This window comes from Mesorhizobium sp. CO1-1-7 (assembly GCF_020164885.1).
In the GTDB taxonomy this organism is placed as follows: Bacteria; Pseudomonadota; Alphaproteobacteria; order Rhizobiales; family Rhizobiaceae; genus Mesorhizobium; species Mesorhizobium australicum.
The window spans coordinates 739,564-755,121 of the sequence record NZ_JAIUHA010000001.1; the positions used below are offsets into that span (position 1 = coordinate 739,564).

15 protein-coding genes are annotated in these 15,558 nt (G+C 63.5%); 11 read left to right on the top strand and 4 right to left on the bottom strand.

What is annotated here, in order from left to right; translation table 11 throughout:
- Positions 1–34 precede the first annotated feature (34 nt).
- The 5 genes from LB516_RS03370 to LB516_RS03390 all read left to right on the top strand — a co-directional run bounded on the left by LB516_RS03370 (position 35) and on the right by LB516_RS03390 (position 5,385).
- Positions 35–1,621 (top strand): ABC transporter substrate-binding protein, encoded by a 1,587-nt coding sequence (locus LB516_RS03370; RefSeq protein WP_224718913.1) that lies wholly within the window; start codon positions 35–37, stop codon positions 1,619–1,621.
- An 83-nt stretch (positions 1,622–1,704) separates the two neighbouring features.
- Positions 1,705–2,544 (top strand): alkaline phosphatase family protein, encoded by an 840-nt coding sequence (locus LB516_RS03375; RefSeq protein WP_224718914.1) that lies wholly within the window; start codon positions 1,705–1,707, stop codon positions 2,542–2,544.
- A gap of 180 nt (positions 2,545–2,724) precedes the next feature.
- Entirely contained in the window at positions 2,725–3,291 is a 567-nt protein-coding gene (locus tag LB516_RS03380; protein ID WP_224718915.1) for a sigma-70 family RNA polymerase sigma factor, read from the top strand.
- Positions 3,288–3,956, top strand: coding sequence for an anti-sigma factor (locus LB516_RS03385; protein ID WP_224718916.1), 669 nt, complete (start codon positions 3,288–3,290; stop codon positions 3,954–3,956). Before LB516_RS03380 ends, LB516_RS03385 begins: the two co-directional genes overlap by 4 nt.
- A complete protein-coding gene (locus LB516_RS03390; RefSeq protein ID WP_224718917.1) occupies positions 3,946–5,385 on the top strand; it encodes a S8 family serine peptidase in 1,440 nt (479 codons plus the stop codon). Before LB516_RS03385 ends, LB516_RS03390 begins: the two co-directional genes overlap by 11 nt.
- On the opposite strand, the gene LB516_RS03395 is transcribed toward LB516_RS03390, so the two are convergent.
- Positions 5,357–5,890 carry a hypothetical protein gene (locus tag LB516_RS03395; protein ID WP_140875764.1) on the bottom strand — a complete coding sequence of 178 codons (534 nt, stop codon included), beginning with the start codon at positions 5,888–5,890 and terminating at the stop codon, positions 5,357–5,359. The two genes, LB516_RS03390 and LB516_RS03395, sit on opposite strands and share 29 nt — an antisense overlap.
- A 99-nt stretch (positions 5,891–5,989) precedes the next feature.
- On the opposite strand from LB516_RS03395, the gene LB516_RS03400 reads away from it, so the two are divergent.
- Positions 5,990–6,898: a LysR family transcriptional regulator gene (locus LB516_RS03400; protein WP_224622893.1), complete on the top strand. Its 909-nt coding sequence runs from the start codon at positions 5,990–5,992 to the stop codon at positions 6,896–6,898.
- Positions 6,899–6,956: 58 nt separating this feature from the next.
- On the opposite strand, the gene LB516_RS03405 is transcribed toward LB516_RS03400, so the two are convergent.
- Positions 6,957–7,979, bottom strand: a complete 1,023-nt coding sequence (locus LB516_RS03405; protein ID WP_140821701.1) for a substrate-binding domain-containing protein — start codon at positions 7,977–7,979, stop codon at positions 6,957–6,959.
- 364 nt (positions 7,980–8,343) lie between these two features.
- Here LB516_RS03405 and LB516_RS03410 point away from each other — a divergent pair, with 364 nt between their 5' ends.
- The 5 genes from LB516_RS03410 to LB516_RS03430 all read left to right on the top strand — a co-directional run bounded on the left by LB516_RS03410 (position 8,344) and on the right by LB516_RS03430 (position 14,853).
- On the top strand, positions 8,344–9,699 hold the full coding sequence (locus tag LB516_RS03410) for an ABC transporter substrate-binding protein (RefSeq protein WP_140615090.1): 1,356 nt from the start codon (positions 8,344–8,346) through the stop codon (positions 9,697–9,699).
- Between the two features lie 173 nt (positions 9,700–9,872).
- Positions 9,873–10,886 (top strand): carbohydrate ABC transporter permease, encoded by a 1,014-nt coding sequence (locus LB516_RS03415; protein WP_015314337.1) that lies wholly within the window; start codon positions 9,873–9,875, stop codon positions 10,884–10,886.
- 1 nt (position 10,887) lies between these two features.
- Complete coding sequence (locus LB516_RS03420) at positions 10,888–12,042, top strand: carbohydrate ABC transporter permease (RefSeq protein WP_015314338.1); 1,155 nt, start codon at positions 10,888–10,890, stop codon at positions 12,040–12,042.
- Positions 12,043–12,046: 4 nt separating this feature from the next.
- Positions 12,047–13,711 carry an alpha-glucosidase gene (locus LB516_RS03425; protein ID WP_224524056.1) on the top strand — a complete coding sequence of 555 codons (1,665 nt, stop codon included), beginning with the start codon at positions 12,047–12,049 and terminating at the stop codon, positions 13,709–13,711.
- A gap of 29 nt (positions 13,712–13,740) precedes the next feature.
- Complete coding sequence (locus LB516_RS03430) at positions 13,741–14,853, top strand: ABC transporter ATP-binding protein (protein WP_015314340.1); 1,113 nt, start codon at positions 13,741–13,743, stop codon at positions 14,851–14,853.
- A 69-nt stretch (positions 14,854–14,922) separates the two neighbouring features.
- Here the strand turns inward: LB516_RS03430 and LB516_RS03435 are convergent, their stop codons facing one another.
- Positions 14,923–15,171: a DUF680 domain-containing protein gene (locus LB516_RS03435; RefSeq protein WP_015314341.1), complete on the bottom strand. Its 249-nt coding sequence runs from the start codon at positions 15,169–15,171 to the stop codon at positions 14,923–14,925.
- 70 nt (positions 15,172–15,241) lie between these two features.
- The gene (locus LB516_RS03440) at positions 15,242–15,448 is read right to left on the bottom strand and encodes a DUF680 domain-containing protein (RefSeq protein WP_015314342.1); all 207 of its coding nucleotides are present in this window, start codon (positions 15,446–15,448) and stop codon (positions 15,242–15,244) included.
- Between the last annotated feature and the right edge of the window lie 110 nt (positions 15,449–15,558).

Consider the following 15,558-nt stretch of genomic DNA (forward strand, 5'->3'; position numbering starts at 1 on the left):
ACTGGTGCGGCGTTGTTTCAACAAGGGGTAGGACATGAAGACTGAACTCGATCATCTCGCCGATCTCGCTGGCCAGGGCCGGATATCGCGTCGCGACTTTCTTGGCCGCACCGCGGCGCTCGGCGTGTCCGCCGCGCTGGCAACGACGCTGGCCGGGAGGGCCTTCGCGCAGAGCCCGGTCAAGGGCGGCATCATCAAGGCCGGCCTGCAGGGCGGTGAATCGACCAACAGCCTCGACCCTGCCCTGAACCTCAGCCAGGTCACCTACAGTTTCAGCAAGCAGTGGGGCGAGTATCTTGCCCGGTTAACCCCAGACAACAAGCTGGTAAACCTGATCGCCGAAGACATCGGCGCTTCCAAGGACGCCAAGACGTGGACGATCAAGGTCCGTGACGGCATCGAATTCCACAATGGCAAGACGGTAAACGCCGAAGACGTTGCCGCCACCATCGAGCGCCATGCCGACGAGAAGTCGAAGTCGGGCGCGCTCGGTATCCTCAAGAACATCAAGGGCGTCAAGGCGAGCGGCAAGGAAGTGATCGTCACGCTCGGCGATGCAGACGCCGACTTCCCCTATCTGATGGCCGACTACCATCTCGTCATCCAGCCGAATGGCGGCAAGGACAACCCGAATGCCGGCATCAGCGCCGGTCCCTACAAGGTCACCGTCAACCAGCCGGGCGTGCGCCATGGCGGCGAACGCTTTGCCAACTACTGGCAGGGCGACAAGGCCGGCCATGCCGACCAGGTCGAGATCGTCGTCATCAACGACGCGACGGCGCGTCTCGCTGCCCTCCAGGGTGGTCAGGTCCACATGATCAACCGCGTCGAGCCGAAGGTTGTCGATCTGGTCAAGCGCATTGCCGGCGTAAGTATCGAGAACGTGTCTGGCAAGGGCTACTACCCGTTCAACATGTTCTGCGACACCGCACCCTTCGACAGCAACGATCTGCGTATGGCGCTCAAGCTCGCCATGGACCGCGAGGAAATGCTGGAGAAGATTCTGCGCGGCTACGGCTCGGTGGGCAACGACTTCCCGATCAACGAAGCCTACCCGCTGTTTACCGCCATCGAGCAGCGCAAATTCGATCCCGAAAAAGCCGCCGCCCTCTACAAGAAGTCGGGCCATAGCGGCTCGGTCCTGCTGCGTACCTCCGATGTCGCCTTCCCCGGCGCCGTCGACGCCGCCCAGCTCTATCAGCAGAGTGCGGCCAAAGCCGGGATCAAGATCGAGATCAAGCGCGAGCCCGGCGATGGCTACTGGTCCGAGGTGTGGAACAAGAAGCCCTTCTCGCTCTCCTATTGGGGCGGCCGCGCCACGCAAGACCAGATGTATTCCACCGGCTATGTCTCGACGGCCGACTGGAACGACACGCGCTTCAAGCGGCCGGAATTCGACAAGATGCTGTTCACCGCGCGCGGCGAACTCGACCAGGACAAGCGCAAGGCGATCTACCACGACATGGCGGTGATGATGCGCGATGAAGGCGGATTGATCGTGCCCTTCTTCAACCAGTTCATCGACGCGGCCGCCACCAACAAGATCAGCGGATGGATCAAGAACCCGATCGGCGAAATGATGGATGGGTACGCGCTGGGAGAATGCTGGCTGAACGCCTGACATCTGTCTCATATTGAAAAGCGCCGCGTGTCCGAACGACACGCGGCGCGCTCGTTTCAACAGACAAACGCATGGAGCAACCGGTGGCGATCCAATCCAAGCTTCTGCTGATCATCCTCGATGGCGTTCCCTACCGCAACTGGCGCCGGCTGATGGGCAATCTCGAGGGTTGGGTGCAATCGGGCGAGGCGCGGGTGTGGAAGATGCGCTCGGTGCTGCCGTCGACCTCGGCCTGCTGCTATGCCTCGATCCACACCGGCGTTTCGCCACAGGTGCACGGGATCCTGTCCAACGAAAACCGGTTTCGCGTCGGACAGCCCGATATCTTCTCGGAAGTCAGCAAGGCCGGCGGCAGGACCGGCGCGGTTACCCATTCCTACTGGTCTGAATTCTTCCGCTCCTACCCCTTCGACCTCGTCGAGGACATGGAATATGACGAGCCCGGCGGACCGATCACGCATGGCCGCTTCCACACCATGACCGGCTACAATCTCAAGAACCAGATGACGCCGAGCGATGTCGACCTGTTCGCGACGCTGACCATGCTCACCCAGCGCCACGGCATCGACTACGGCATCCTGCACACCTGCACGCTGGACTCGATGGGCCATCGCTTCGGTCACGACTGCCACGAGATGGACCATGCCTGCTACGCCATGGACGGCATGCTGGCGGCCTTCCTGCCGGGCTGGATCGAAGCCGGCTATGAGGTCATGGTCACCGCCGACCATGGCCAGACCGACCGCGGTCACCATGGCGGCCATGACGACGAGATGCAGGATTTCGCGCTGTATTATTTCGGACAAGGCAAAGGGCCGGAAGCCGACACGCTGCTCGACCAGTTGCAACTGGCGCCAACGGTGTTGAGCCGGCTGGGCGTGCCGGTGCCGGCGACGATGAAGGCGAAGGCTTTTCTCACCTGATCGGGCGGCTGGCGCCTCCCTCATCCGCCTGCTGGCACCTTCTCCCCGTAAACGGGGCGAAGGGATGCTCTGGCAACCGCCCCGCTCTTCGGTTAGCCTCCCAAAATTCCTTGGCGGAGGATGAACCTTTTTGGACCGATCGGCGACAGAGCAAACAGGAGCCAGGCGGCTCGACCGGCCATGACAGCGGCGACGGAGACCGATCGCGCGCTTGTCGACCGGGTCGCGAAGGGCGACCGGGCCGCCGTGCGGCTCCTGTTCATGCGTCACCACGCGCGGATCTACCGCTTCGTGGCGCGCCAGACGGGATCGGAAATGATGGCTGACGATATCGCCAACGAGGTGTTTCTCGAACTGTGGCGCCAGGCGCCGGGTTTCGAAGGGCGCTCCGAAGTCTCGACATGGCTGCTCGGCATCGCCCGCTTCAAGGCGCTATCGCTGCTGCGCAAGAAGAAGGAAGACTGGATCGACGACGAGGCCGCCGCCGCGGTGCCCGACAGCGCCGACACGCCCGAGGTCGTCACCTTGAAGGAGGATAAGGCCGCCGCCTTGCGCCGCCTGATTGACGCCCTGCCCGAGGAGCACCGCACGGTGATCGACCTCGCCTATTATCAGGGCCAGTCGGTGACCGAGATCGCCGAGGTGCTCGACATTCCGGTCGCGACCGTCAAGACCCGTATGTTCTACGCCCGCAAGAAACTCGGCGAAGCCCTGAAGGCCGCCGGTTACGACAGGGGGTGGCCATGAGCGCCGCTGAAAAGATGTCGCGCCGCGACGAAATGGAAACGCTGCTGCCGTTCTACCTGAACGGCTCGCTCGAAGGTTCGGATCTGGAAGCCGTCGAGGAATGGCTGGCCAACGATCCCTCGGCACTTGCCGCGCTTGGCGAGGCGGAAGCCGAGTTCTCCGGCACGGCGGCGGCCAATGAGGCGATCCGCCCGCCGGCCGATGCGCTCAGCCGCTTCGCCAAGGCGCTGGACGCGGAGGCCGGGCCTGCACGCAGGCCGGCAGGATCGTCCTGGCTGGCGCAGGCCTGGACCCGTTTCATGGCGGTGCCGGTCGGCGTCGCGTGGGCGGCGGCCGCGGTTCTGCTGGCCTTGATCGCCGTGCAGTCGCTGGTGCAGCCCGGCGGCAAGGGCGGCAATTTCGAGATCGCCGGCGCACAAGACGATCTGGCCAAATTGCCGTTTGCGCTGGTCAAGTTCAAGCCGGACGCCAGGATGGCCGACATTGCCGTCTTCCTCGACGCCAACAAGCTCAAGATCATCGGCGGACCGACCGCCGATGGCATCTTCAGGCTCGCCATTCCGGCGACGACAGCCGCCGACTACGAGAAGGCGCGCAGCCTTATTGCCGCCCAGCCTTTCGCCGAGACTGTGATCGAGGGAAGGAAACCTGTTGATGGCGGCTGAGGCGGTCATTCGATTTGCGGCTGTCCTTGCGGCGGCGATGACAATCGCCGCCGTGCCTGTGTCGGCGCAGACCAACGACGGCAATCCCGAGCGGGCCAAAATCGATTGCAGCAACGACGCCAATGCAATGGCGGCCGACTGCGTCAAGGACGGCGGCGCCACCAAAGGCGGGTCGGGTGCGGCCCAGGCCAGCGCCGTTTTTCTGCCCGCCTTGATCGTCGACCTTTTCCCCAATCCGGCCGCCCCTCCTGCACCGGTGCCGGCACCACGGCCGGAGCCCGCGACTTCCCCCGGGGGCAACCAGGCCGGCCCACCAGCCAGTGGACCGATCGTCTCGCCGACCGATCTCATCACCGTCCAGTCGCGGCGCGCCGTGACCGGGGAGTTCGTGCCGGACGAGGTGCTGGTGACGGTCGATGGCGATGCCGGTGCCGTGCAGCAGATCGCCGCTTCCTTCGGCCTAGAAGTACGCTCGCAGCGCCAGTCCCGGCTGCTTGGCGCCACTTTGGTGCGTTTCGGCATTCCCGATGGCCGCCCTGTCGGCGTGGTGCTGGCGCAGCTTGCCGCCGACGGCCGCACGCGGCGCCGCGAGCCCAACCACATCTACTCGCTGCAGCAGGCGGCCGGCATCGTCAACTATGCCTTCGACCGCATCGCGCTCGACGCCAAACAGGCCAGCGGCGAGAACGTGCGCGTCGCCGTCATCGATACCGGCATCGACGACAGCAATCCGGCGCTTGCCGGCGTCATCGCCGCGCAGTTCGACGCCATGCCCGACGTGCCGATCGAAAAGCGCGACCACGGCACTTCGATCGACGGTCTGATTGCCGGCGTCGGCCCGCTGGAAGGCATGGCGCCGGGCGCCAGGATCTACCATGCGCGCGCCTTCGAGGGCGGCAAGTCGACCATGGACGTCATTCTGTCGGCGCTCGACTGGGCGGCGGACCAGAATGTCAGCATCATCAATATGAGCTTCGTCGGACCGAAAAACGACCTGCTCGGCACCGCCTGCCGCAATGCACGGGCGCTTGGCATGGTGCTGGTGGCGGCGGCCGGCAATAACGGGCCGAAGGCGCCCTACGGCTATCCGGCCGCCTTTGACGGCGTCATCGCCGTGACGGCCACCGACGCCAAGGATGCGCTGATGCCGCAGGCCAATCGCGGCGCCTATGTGTTCATTTCCGCGCCCGGCGTCGAGATGGTGGCGCCGAGCGGCGCCGGCTCGGATGTCGTTACCGGCACGTCGTTCGCGGCCGCGATCGTCAGCGGCGCCATCGCCAACCTCATCCATGCCACGCCCGACCGCTCGGCCGACGACATCGAGAAGGCGCTTGCGGCGACCGCGAAGGATCTCGGGCTTAAGGGGCGCGACAATGATTTCGGCTACGGCCTGCTGGACATCAAGGCTGCAGGGACTGCGAAGGAATAGCCAGCGACGGCTCACGCGGCGCTTTGCCGGGACGAAGCAGGAACCAGAACGCGGCGATGTGCGTGATCATCAGCAGCGGCACGTAGATGATGGGGATCGCGTAGGTGGCTCCCAACTGCTCCGCGTGCTCGGGAAGGCCTTCCTGAACCGCGTGGTAATAGTCGACGACGAGGTCGGCCATTCCGACGAGATTAAAGGCGACGACGAACGACCAGAAGAGCAAGCGAACTCTGACCGTCAGCAATGCCAGCATGGCCAGCACCCCGGTGGCGAAGTCGCCATAGGCAGCGAACATGGCGAAGCCGGCAGGCAGATTGGGGCCGACGACGCCCGGAAGCAGGAACACGAGACCGAAGAAGCGGAAACTGTGCAGCGTGGCAATGGCGCGTTGCGCCGCCATCCGATCCATCGAGTCCAGCCATGGCAGGCCATATGCACCGAAGCAAAGCAGCCATGCGACATAGCCCAGGACGAGTTGGATCTGGAACAGCATCGGCGTTGACATCGGTTTCCTCGCAACAGGTGGTCATGCGGTCCCGCGCACTTCGGCCGTTAGCTAAGACTGCTTTCATAGTTCGGCCATCCGCTGTAATCAGAACAGCCTATGAAGCAGAGATACACAATCCGGCACGGTGCGTTGGACGGGGTCGAGGTGTTCCTGGCCGTCGCGCGGCATCGTAACTTCCGCCGTGCCGCGGCCGAACTGGCGGTAACGCCGTCCGCGGTAAGCCAGGCGGTGCGCGCGCTGGAAGTCCGCATCGGTGCGGCCCTGTTTGCCCGCACGACCCGAAGCGTCGGCCTGACCGAGGCTGGCCAGCGGTTCCTCGACCGCGCCGGACCTGCCTTCGAGGAGATCATGGCCGCAGGCGAGGTCGCCCGCGATGTCGGCCAGCGGCCGACCGGGCTTTTGCGACTGTCCGTGCCCCGCGCGGTCGTGCCGCTGATCCTGGAGCCTATGATCGCGTCGTTCTGCCGGGCCTATCCCGAGATCGAACTGGAGATCGCCGCCAGCGACGAGATGGTCGATCTCGCCGCCGGCGGATTCGATGCCGGCATCCGGCTGGGCCAGTTCATAGCGCCCGACATGATCGCGGTGCGGCTGACGCCGCCCTTCTCCTTCGTGGTCGTCGGCAGCCCGGACTATCTCGAGCGCCACGGCCAGCCCGAACAGATCACCGATCTGCGCCGCCACGCCTGCCTGCGCCTGCGCCGCGCGAACGGCGCCGTCGCACCCTGGTCCTTCACCGACGGCAACGGGGCGATCGAGGCGATCGTCTCGGGCCCGCTGATTGCGCATGACTATCCAACCTTGCTGGGGGCCGCGATCCAAGGCGTCGGCCTGGCGCAGACGCCTCGGCCTGTCGCCGACGGCGCAATAGAACAGGGGAAACTCAAACCGGTGCTGGAGGACTTTGCCGGCGCGACCCCGGGCGTCTTCCTCTATCATCCAGGCAAGCGTCAGGTCCTGCCGAAGCTGCGCGCCTTCATCGATCATCTTAAATCCGCGGGCTGAGACAACGGGCAGAGGCAGCGCAGAAGTCGTTCCAGCAATTGACCCTGCTGGCGAGTGGTCAGGCCGGCGCGCCGGCGACCGATCCCCTGACCACCAGGTCGACCGGCCAGACCTCGCCGCGCGCGCCCTCCTCCAGTCCCGATATCCGCGCCGCCAGCCGCTCGGCGATGCGTGCGCCGGCCAGCCGGATCGACGAGCGCGTCGTGGACAGCGGCACGGAAAAATTCTCCGGCTTCAGCCAGGGAAAAACGTCGTCATGGGCAATCAGCGAGACGTCGCCGGGAATGCTGAGGCCAAGGTCGCGCACCGCGCGCACGACGCCGAGCGCCATGATCAGGCTGGAACAGGCGATTGCCGTCGGCGCGTCGTCCTGTTCGAGCAGGCGCCGGGCGGCGCGATAGCCGTTCTCCTCGGTCATGACGAGCGAGCAGACATGGCGATCGTCCAATGCCAGGCCACTCGCGGCCAGCGCCCGGCGCAGGCCGCGCTCGCGGTGGATGGCAAAGGTCTCGCGGTCGTCGCCGTTGATCAGCGCCAGCCGCCGGTGGCCAAGCTGGACGAGCAGCCGCGCGGCTTCGTGGAAGGCGCCTTCATTGTCGATGTCGAGAAAGGGATAGTCGAAATTCAGGCCCTCGCTGCGGCCATGGACGATGAAAGGAATGCCGAGCGTGTTGACCAGCGCCACGCGCCTGTCCTGCGGCCTCGGCGAAGAGATGTAGACGGCATCGACCTGCCGGTTGGCGACGATGCGGCGGTAGGTCGTTTCCTGGTCATCGGCATCGGTCGGTGACAGGACAAGGTCGAGCTCGTGCGAGCGGGCATAGTCGCCAAGACCGGACAGGAATTCGACGAAATGGGGATCGATGTCGACGGCTGCACCCGTCGGCAGAACATAGCCGATCATTCCGGACTTACCCGTGGCCAGCCGGCGCGCACTCGGATTGGGGCGATAGCCGTGGCGCTTGGCTGCGTCCATGACACGCCTGCGGGTTTCCTCGTTGACTTCGGGATAGCCGTTCAGCGCCCGGCTTACCGTGGTCTGGGAAAGCGCCAGCATATGCGCGAGTTGCTTGAGGTTCACGAGAGGCCTCCCTGCCTCAAAGCGCTTTTAAATTGAATCGACCCAAACGCCACAAGGGCGTGGCCAACTCCACATGGACCATAAGCGTGCCGGGGCCCGGTTTGAAACGAAAATTGCTGCTGCAGTGCCGAAAAAGCATGTTGCGGTGCAAATTTTTGGACCCTGGCAGACGGCGACTAAATCGATTAGTTCCTGCTCCCCCTTGACACCCGTCCGATTCAGTGGCGAGATCAACAAAGCCAAAGCGCTTTGGAAGACTGTTCGAAAGGTTGCGGTTCCCTTGCGACTGAGTCACAGTCCTGCGGCGTCGGCGGGCGGAATGGAGGTTCCGTCCGGTGTGTATGACCCACTGGGAGGAATACCGATGAAGAAAATGCTTTTGCTGGGTGTTGCGTCTGCCGCATTCGCCCTGAGCGCGCCCGCGCATGCCGAACTGAAGTTCAAGCCGGGCGAGGACAAGCGCTTCAACTGGGCGAATTACGAGGACCTCAAGAAAGTCGACCTCAAGGGCGAGACCCTGACCATCTTCGGACCGTGGCGTGGCGAGGACGAGACGCTTGTCCGGTCGGTACTTGATTATTTCTCCGAAGCCACCGGCGCAGAGGTCAAATATTCCTCGTCCGAGAACTACGAGCAGCAGATCGTCATCGACACCCAGGCCGGCAGCCCGCCCAACATCGCCGTCCTGCCGCAGCCGGGCCTCATCCAGGACCTCGCTTCCAAGGGCGTGCTGACCCCGCTCGGCGACGACGTCGCAGCCTGGGTCAAGGAGAATTACGCCGCCGGCGACTCCTGGGCCAAGCTCGGCACTTACAACGGCAAGGACGGCAAGCCAGGCTTCTATGCCTTTCCCTACAAGATCGACGTGAAGGGGCTGGTCTGGTACTCGCCCGACAATTTCGAGGAAGCCGGCTACAAGGTGCCGAAGACGCAGGAAGAACTTGCCGAACTCGAGAAGAAGATCATCGCCGATGGCGGCAAGCCGTGGTGCATCGGGCTTGGTTCGGGCGGCGCGACGGGCTGGCCGGCGACCGACTGGGTCGAGGACATCATGCTGCGCACGCAGACTCCCGAAGTCTACGACAAGTGGGTGAAGAACGAGATTCCGTTCAACGACCCGGCCGTGGTCAACGCCATCGACATCTTCGGCAAGATCGCCACCGACGACAAGATGGTCGACGGCGGCGCCAAGGCGGTCGCGGCGACCGACTTCCGCGACAGCCCGAAGGGCCTCTTTACCGTACCGCCGAAGTGCTACATGCACCATCAGGCATCGTTCATCCCCTCCTTCTTCCCGGAGGGCGTGAAGCTTGGCCAGGATGCGGACTTCTTCCCCTACCCGCCCTACGGCTCCAAGCCGGAGCTCGGGACGCCGCTGGAAGTCGCCGGAACGCTGGTGATGATCACCAAGGATTCCAAGGCATCGCGCGAATTCATCAAGTTCCTGCAAATGCCGCTCGCGCATGAATTGTGGATGGCACAGAAGAGCTTCGTCACACCCTTCAAGGGGGCCAACAAGGACGCCTATGGCAGCGATGCGCTGAAGAAGCAGGGCGAGATCCTGGTCGGCGCCACGACCGTGCGCTTCGACGGCTCCGACCTGATGCCCGGCAAGGTCGGCGCCGGCTCGTTCTGGACTGGCATGATCGACCTGGTCGGCGGCAAGTCCGCCCAGGACGTCGCCACCGACATCCAGAAGAGCTGGGACGCCATCAAATAGGCCGCTCCGGCGCGACCTGATCTTTCCTCATCTTGCTACTGGATCCGGGCTACGGCCCGGATCCGACCGGCGGGGCACGCCGGAAGCTTCGCGTTTCGATTGTTCCGAATAACTGAAAGTCGGCGCATTGGTCGCCAGCATCGCTGGCCGGTCACGCGCAGGGAGAGGGACCCATGGCGGCTCAGATTTTCTCGGCAATATTCGTCATCATCATCGGCGTCGGCGGCTGCGTCGCCTATTTCTGGGGCGCCAACAAACTGCTTGACCTGATCTTCCCCGCGCGCGGGGTGTCCGGAACGGCCGCCGTCAACAATCTGCGCCGGCAGGGATTGGTGCGGCCCTGGTTGTTCGTGGGTCCGGCGCTGATCATCCTGACCATCTATCTGGTCTATCCGGTGATCGCGACGCTGTGGCTGTCCTTCTTCGATCGCGGCGGCACGAGTTTCGTGGGATTCGCCAACTATGAATGGGCGCTGCGCGATCCGGATCTGCGAAACGCCATCCGCAACAACATATTGTGGCTGGCGGTGGTGCCGGCGGCCTGCACCTTCCTCGGCCTGATCATCGCCGTGCTCACCGACAAAATATGGTGGGGAACGATCGCCAAGAGCCTGATCTTCCTGCCGCTGGCCATCTCCTTCGTCGGCGCCAGCGTGATCTGGAAGTTCATCTACGAGTATCGTGGCCAGGGCCAGATCCAGATCGGCCTGCTCAACGCCATCATCCAGTATTTCGGCGGCCAGCCGCAGGTCTGGATATCGCTGCCGTTCTGGAACAACTTCTTCCTGATGGTCATCCTGATCTGGATCCAGACCGGCTTCGCCATGGTCATCCTGTCCTCGGCGCTGCGCGGCATCCCCGAAGAAACACTGGAAGCCGCGGTCATAGACGGCGCCAATCCGTTCCAGATCTTCTGGAAGATCATGGTGCCGCAGATCTGGGGCACCATCGCGGTGGTATGGACCACCATCACCATCCTGGTGCTGAAAGTGTTCGACATCGTCCTGACCATGACCAACGGTCAATGGAACAGCCAGGTGCTGGCCAATCTGATGTTCGACTGGATGTTCCGCGGCGGCGGCGATTTCGGCCGCGGCGCGACCATAGCCATCATCATCATGATTGCCGTCATTCCGATCATGGTCTGGAACATCCGCCAGGCCAACAAAGAGACGGGAGGGCACTGAGATGGCCGTCGCGACCGGAAATTCCTTCGCCAGCCGTTTCGGCGTCCATATCGCAGTGCTCGTCTTCGTGGTGATCTGGACCATCCCGACGCTCGGCATCCTCGTCTCGTCGCTGCGCGACAAGGACCAGATCATCGCCTCGGGTTGGTGGAATTCCTTCGCCAGTTCCAGCCAGACGGAAGCCGGGCGACTGCCGGCCGCCTCCACACAGGTAGAAAAGGACGGCAAGTTCGTTCTCCAGGGCAACATCTTCGGCGACGGGGCCAAGCGCGCGATAAGCGCCTTCGGCGTCAAGGCGGCGGCACCGACGCAGTATCCTGCCGGCACATCAGCCGATCTAGGTGACGGCGTGACCCTCCAGATCAACGCCGACGGCAGCTTCGTCATGGCCTCGCCAAAGGCGTTCGAGGGCGACAGGGGCCAGCGCGTCTACTACGCTTCGTCGGCGCCGCCGAAATTCACCACCGACAATTATCAGACCGTGCTGTTTTCCGAAGGCATCGGCCGCTCCTTCATGAATTCGCTAACGGTCACCATCCCGGCGACCGTCATCCCGATCCTGATCGCGGCCTTTGCGGCTTACGCACTGGCCTGGATGCGCTTTCCAGGCCGCGCGCTCCTGATCGCCGTCGTCATCGGCCTGCTGGTGGTGCCGCTGCAGATGTCGCTCATTCCACTGCTGAAGCTCTACAATGGCGTCGGCACGTTCTTCGGCGTGCCGTCCAAGACCTACCTCGGCATCTGGCTGGCGCATACCGGCTTCGGACTGCCCTTTGCCATCTACCTCTTGCGAAGCTATATTGCCGGCCTGCCGCGCGAGATCATGGAATCGGCGCGCATCGACGGCGCCAGCGATTTCGAGATCTTCGTCAAGATCGTGCTGCCGCTGTCCTTCCCGGTGCTTGCCTCCTTCGCCATCTTCCAATTCCTGTGGGTATGGAACGATCTCCTGGTGGCAATGGTTTTCCTCGGAACGGCGCCCGATCAGATCGTGCTGACGGCCAAGCTCAATGCTCTGCTTGGCTCGCGTGGCGGTAACTGGGAGATCCTGACGACATCGGCCTTCATCACCATCATCGTGCCGCTGATCGTCTTCTTCTCGCTGCAGCGTTATTTCGTCCGCGGGCTGCTGGCCGGCTCGGTGAAAGGAGGTTGAGACCATGCAATCGGCTTTGAAGGCGACTGCGAAACCAGACCCCGCCATCGACCGCGACTGGTGGCGGGGCGCGGTGATCTACCAGATCTATCCGCGCAGCTATCAGGATTCCAATGGCGACGGCATCGGCGACCTCAAGGGCATCATCGGCAGGCTGCCCTACATTGCCGCCCTTGGCGCGGACGCCATCTGGATCTCGCCTTTCTTCAAATCGCCAATGAAGGATTTCGGCTATGACGTCTCGGATTATTGTGACGTCGACCCGATGTTCGGCACGCTGGCGGATTTCGATGCGCTGACGGCGGAGGCGCACCGACTGGGCCTCAAGGTGATGATCGACGAGGTGCTGTCGCATACCGCCGACATCCACCCCTGGTTCAAGGAAAGCCGCTCGAGCCGCACCAATCCCAAGGCCGACTGGTATGTCTGGGCGGATGCAAGACCCGATGGCACGCCGCCCAACAACTGGCTGTCGATCTTTGGCGGCTCGGCCTGGCAATGGGACACCAGCCGCCAGCAATACTACCTGCACAATTTCCTGGCCGAGCAGCCCGACCTCAATTTCCACAACCGCGAAGTCCAGGACGCGCTGCTCGACGTCACCCGCTTCTGGCTGGAGCGCGGCGTCGACGGCTTTCGCCTCGACACCATCAATTTTTACTTCCACAGCCAGGGGCTGGAAAACAACCCGCCGCTGCCGCCGGAACAGCGCAACGACCAGACGGCGCCGGCGGTCAATCCCTACAACTACCAGGACCATATCTACGACAAAAGCCGACCGGAAAACCTCGCCTTCCTCGAGCGCTTCCGCGCGCTGCTCGACGAGTACACGGCGACCGCAGCGGTCGGCGAAGTCGGCGATTCGCAACGCGGGCTGGACGTGGTCGCCGCCTATACCGCCGGCGGCAAGCGCGTGCACATGTGCTATTCCTTCGACTTCCTGGCGCCGGAAAAGATCAGTGCCGCCAAGGTCCGCTCGGTGCTGGAAGCTTTTGGCCGGGTGGCCAGCGATGGCTGGTCGTGCTGGGCGTTTTCAAACCACGACGTGATGCGACCGGCCTCGCGCTGGGCCGCCGACGAGGCGGACCCGTCGGCCTATCTCAAGGTCATCTCGGCATTGCTGATGTCGCTGCGCGGTTCGGTCTGCATCTACCAGGGCGAAGAACTCGGCCTCGGCGAGGCCGACCTGCGCTTCGAGGATCTGCAGGATCCCTACGGCATCCGTTTCTGGCCTGAATTCAAGGGCCGCGACGGCTGCCGCACGCCCATGGTGTGGGATGGCAATGCAAGGAATGGCGGCTTCTCCCAGGCAAAACCCTGGTTGCCGGTACCGGCCGAGCATCTGCCGCAGGCGGTCAACGTGCAGCAAGGCGACGAAACCTCCCTGCTTGAGCATTACCGGCGCTTTCTTTCTTTCCGCCGCGCCCATCCGGCGCTGGCCAAGGGGGACATCGCCTTCATCGAAAGCCAGGGCGACACCGTCGCCTTCACCCGCCGGTCGGGCAATGAGGAGATCGTCTGCGTCTTCAATCTGGGCGCAAGGCCGGCGAAGGTTGACCTCGGCAACCGAACCCTGCAACCTTTGCCGGGACACGGGTTCTCCGGGCAGGCGAGCACCGGGTCGGTCGAGCTCGGCGGCTATGGCGCCTGGTTCGGACGCATAGGCTGAAACATCCGAGGAATCACTGGAGGAAACCAATGGCCGATGTCAATTTGAGACAAGTGAAGAAGTCCTATGGCAATCTTAACATTCTCCACGGCATCGACCTCGACATCAAATCGGGCGAGTTCATCGTCTTCGTCGGCCCGTCGGGCTGCGGCAAGTCGACCTTGCTGCGCTCGATCGCCGGGCTCGAGGAAATCACGTCGGGTGAACTCAAGATCGACGGCCACGTGGTCAACGACGTGCCACCCTCGAAGCGCGGCATCGCCATGGTATTCCAGTCCTATGCCCTCTACCCGCACATGACCGTCTACGACAACATGGCCTTCTCGATGAAGATCGGTGGGGAAAGCAAGGCCGAGATCGACAAAAGGGTTCGGCAAGCCGCCGAGATCCTGCAGCTGACCAAATATCTCGACCGTCTGCCCAAGGCGATGTCGGGCGGCCAGCGGCAGCGCGTCGCCATCGGCCGCGCCATCGTGCGCAATCCGAAGGTGTTCCTGTTCGACGAACCGCTGTCGAACCTTGACGCCGCATTGCGCGTTGCGACGCGCATCGAGATCGCCAAGCTCAAGGAATCGATGCCCAACACGACCATGATCTACGTCACGCACGACCAGGTCGAGGCGATGACGCTGGCCGACCGCATCGTCGTGCTGAAGGACGGGCACATCGAGCAGGTCGGCACGCCCATGGAACTCTACAAGAACCCCGGCAACCTCTTCGTCGCCCAGTTCATCGGCTCGCCGGCCATGAACATCCTGCCGGCGACGGTCGACAAGACGGGCAATCCGACCATCGTCAGCCATGTCGGCGGCCGCAAGGCGACGGTGCCGATCGCGACACCTGCTTCGGCAAAGGGAGCGGCGGTCAGCTTCGGCGTACGGCCGGAAGATCTCGCGATCGCCAGCGGTGCGGATTATCTGTTCGAGGGGACCGTCGATTATCTCGAACAGCTTGGCGAGGTCCAGCTGGTCTATGTCGATATCGGCCGGGCCGACCTGCCGCTGGTGACCAAGCTGCCGGGCAATGTCGAGGTCAAGCGCGGCTCGACGCTGCGGCTGACCGCCAATGCCGGCGATCTCCATATCTTCGATGCGGATGGTCGCTCCTTTGCCCTCCACGAAGCTGAAGCAAAGGCAGCCTGAAGACGGCCGTCCGGTAAAGAACAAGAGCGGCGGGCCTGGCCCGCCGCTCTTCTTGTCTGCACAGGCTGGTTAGTTGTTGCCGAAGAGATTGCGATCGGCACCCTGATGGGCCGGCTTCTGCACGTCGCCGGACGAGTTGAGCAGCTTGTAGACAGGCGAATCGCTGTTGCGGATCGCACCTGTATGCGACGTATCGACATTGACAGTCGACGAAGCAGTGGGCTGGTTGACGCCGTTGGAGCCATAATTGTCGCTGCCGGCGAAGGCGCTGCCGGAGACGGCCAGAACGGCGGCGGCGGCAATGAGGATCTTGTTCATTTTAGGTACTCCTGAATTTTGGAAGTCCCGCGGACCGGCGGGCCAGAGCCCACCGGCCGTGGGATGGCCGTTAATGGCCGAAGAGGTTGCGGTCGCTGCCCTGCTGGACAGGCGCCGAGGTGGCCGGAGCCGACTTGCCGATCGACGCGGTATTCGAATTGTCGGTCGAAGCGGCAGCAGCCTGATTGGCGCCGTTGGAGCCATAGTTGTCGCTGCCGGCGAAAGCGCTGCCAGAAAGGGCCAGAACGGCGGCGGCAGCAATAAGGATCTTGTTCATGTTAGGTACTCCTGAATTTTGGAAGTCCGGCTGCCGGCGGGCCAGAGCCCACCGGCCGTGGGATGGCCGTTAATGGCCGAAGAGGTTGCGGTCGCTGCCCTGCTGGACAG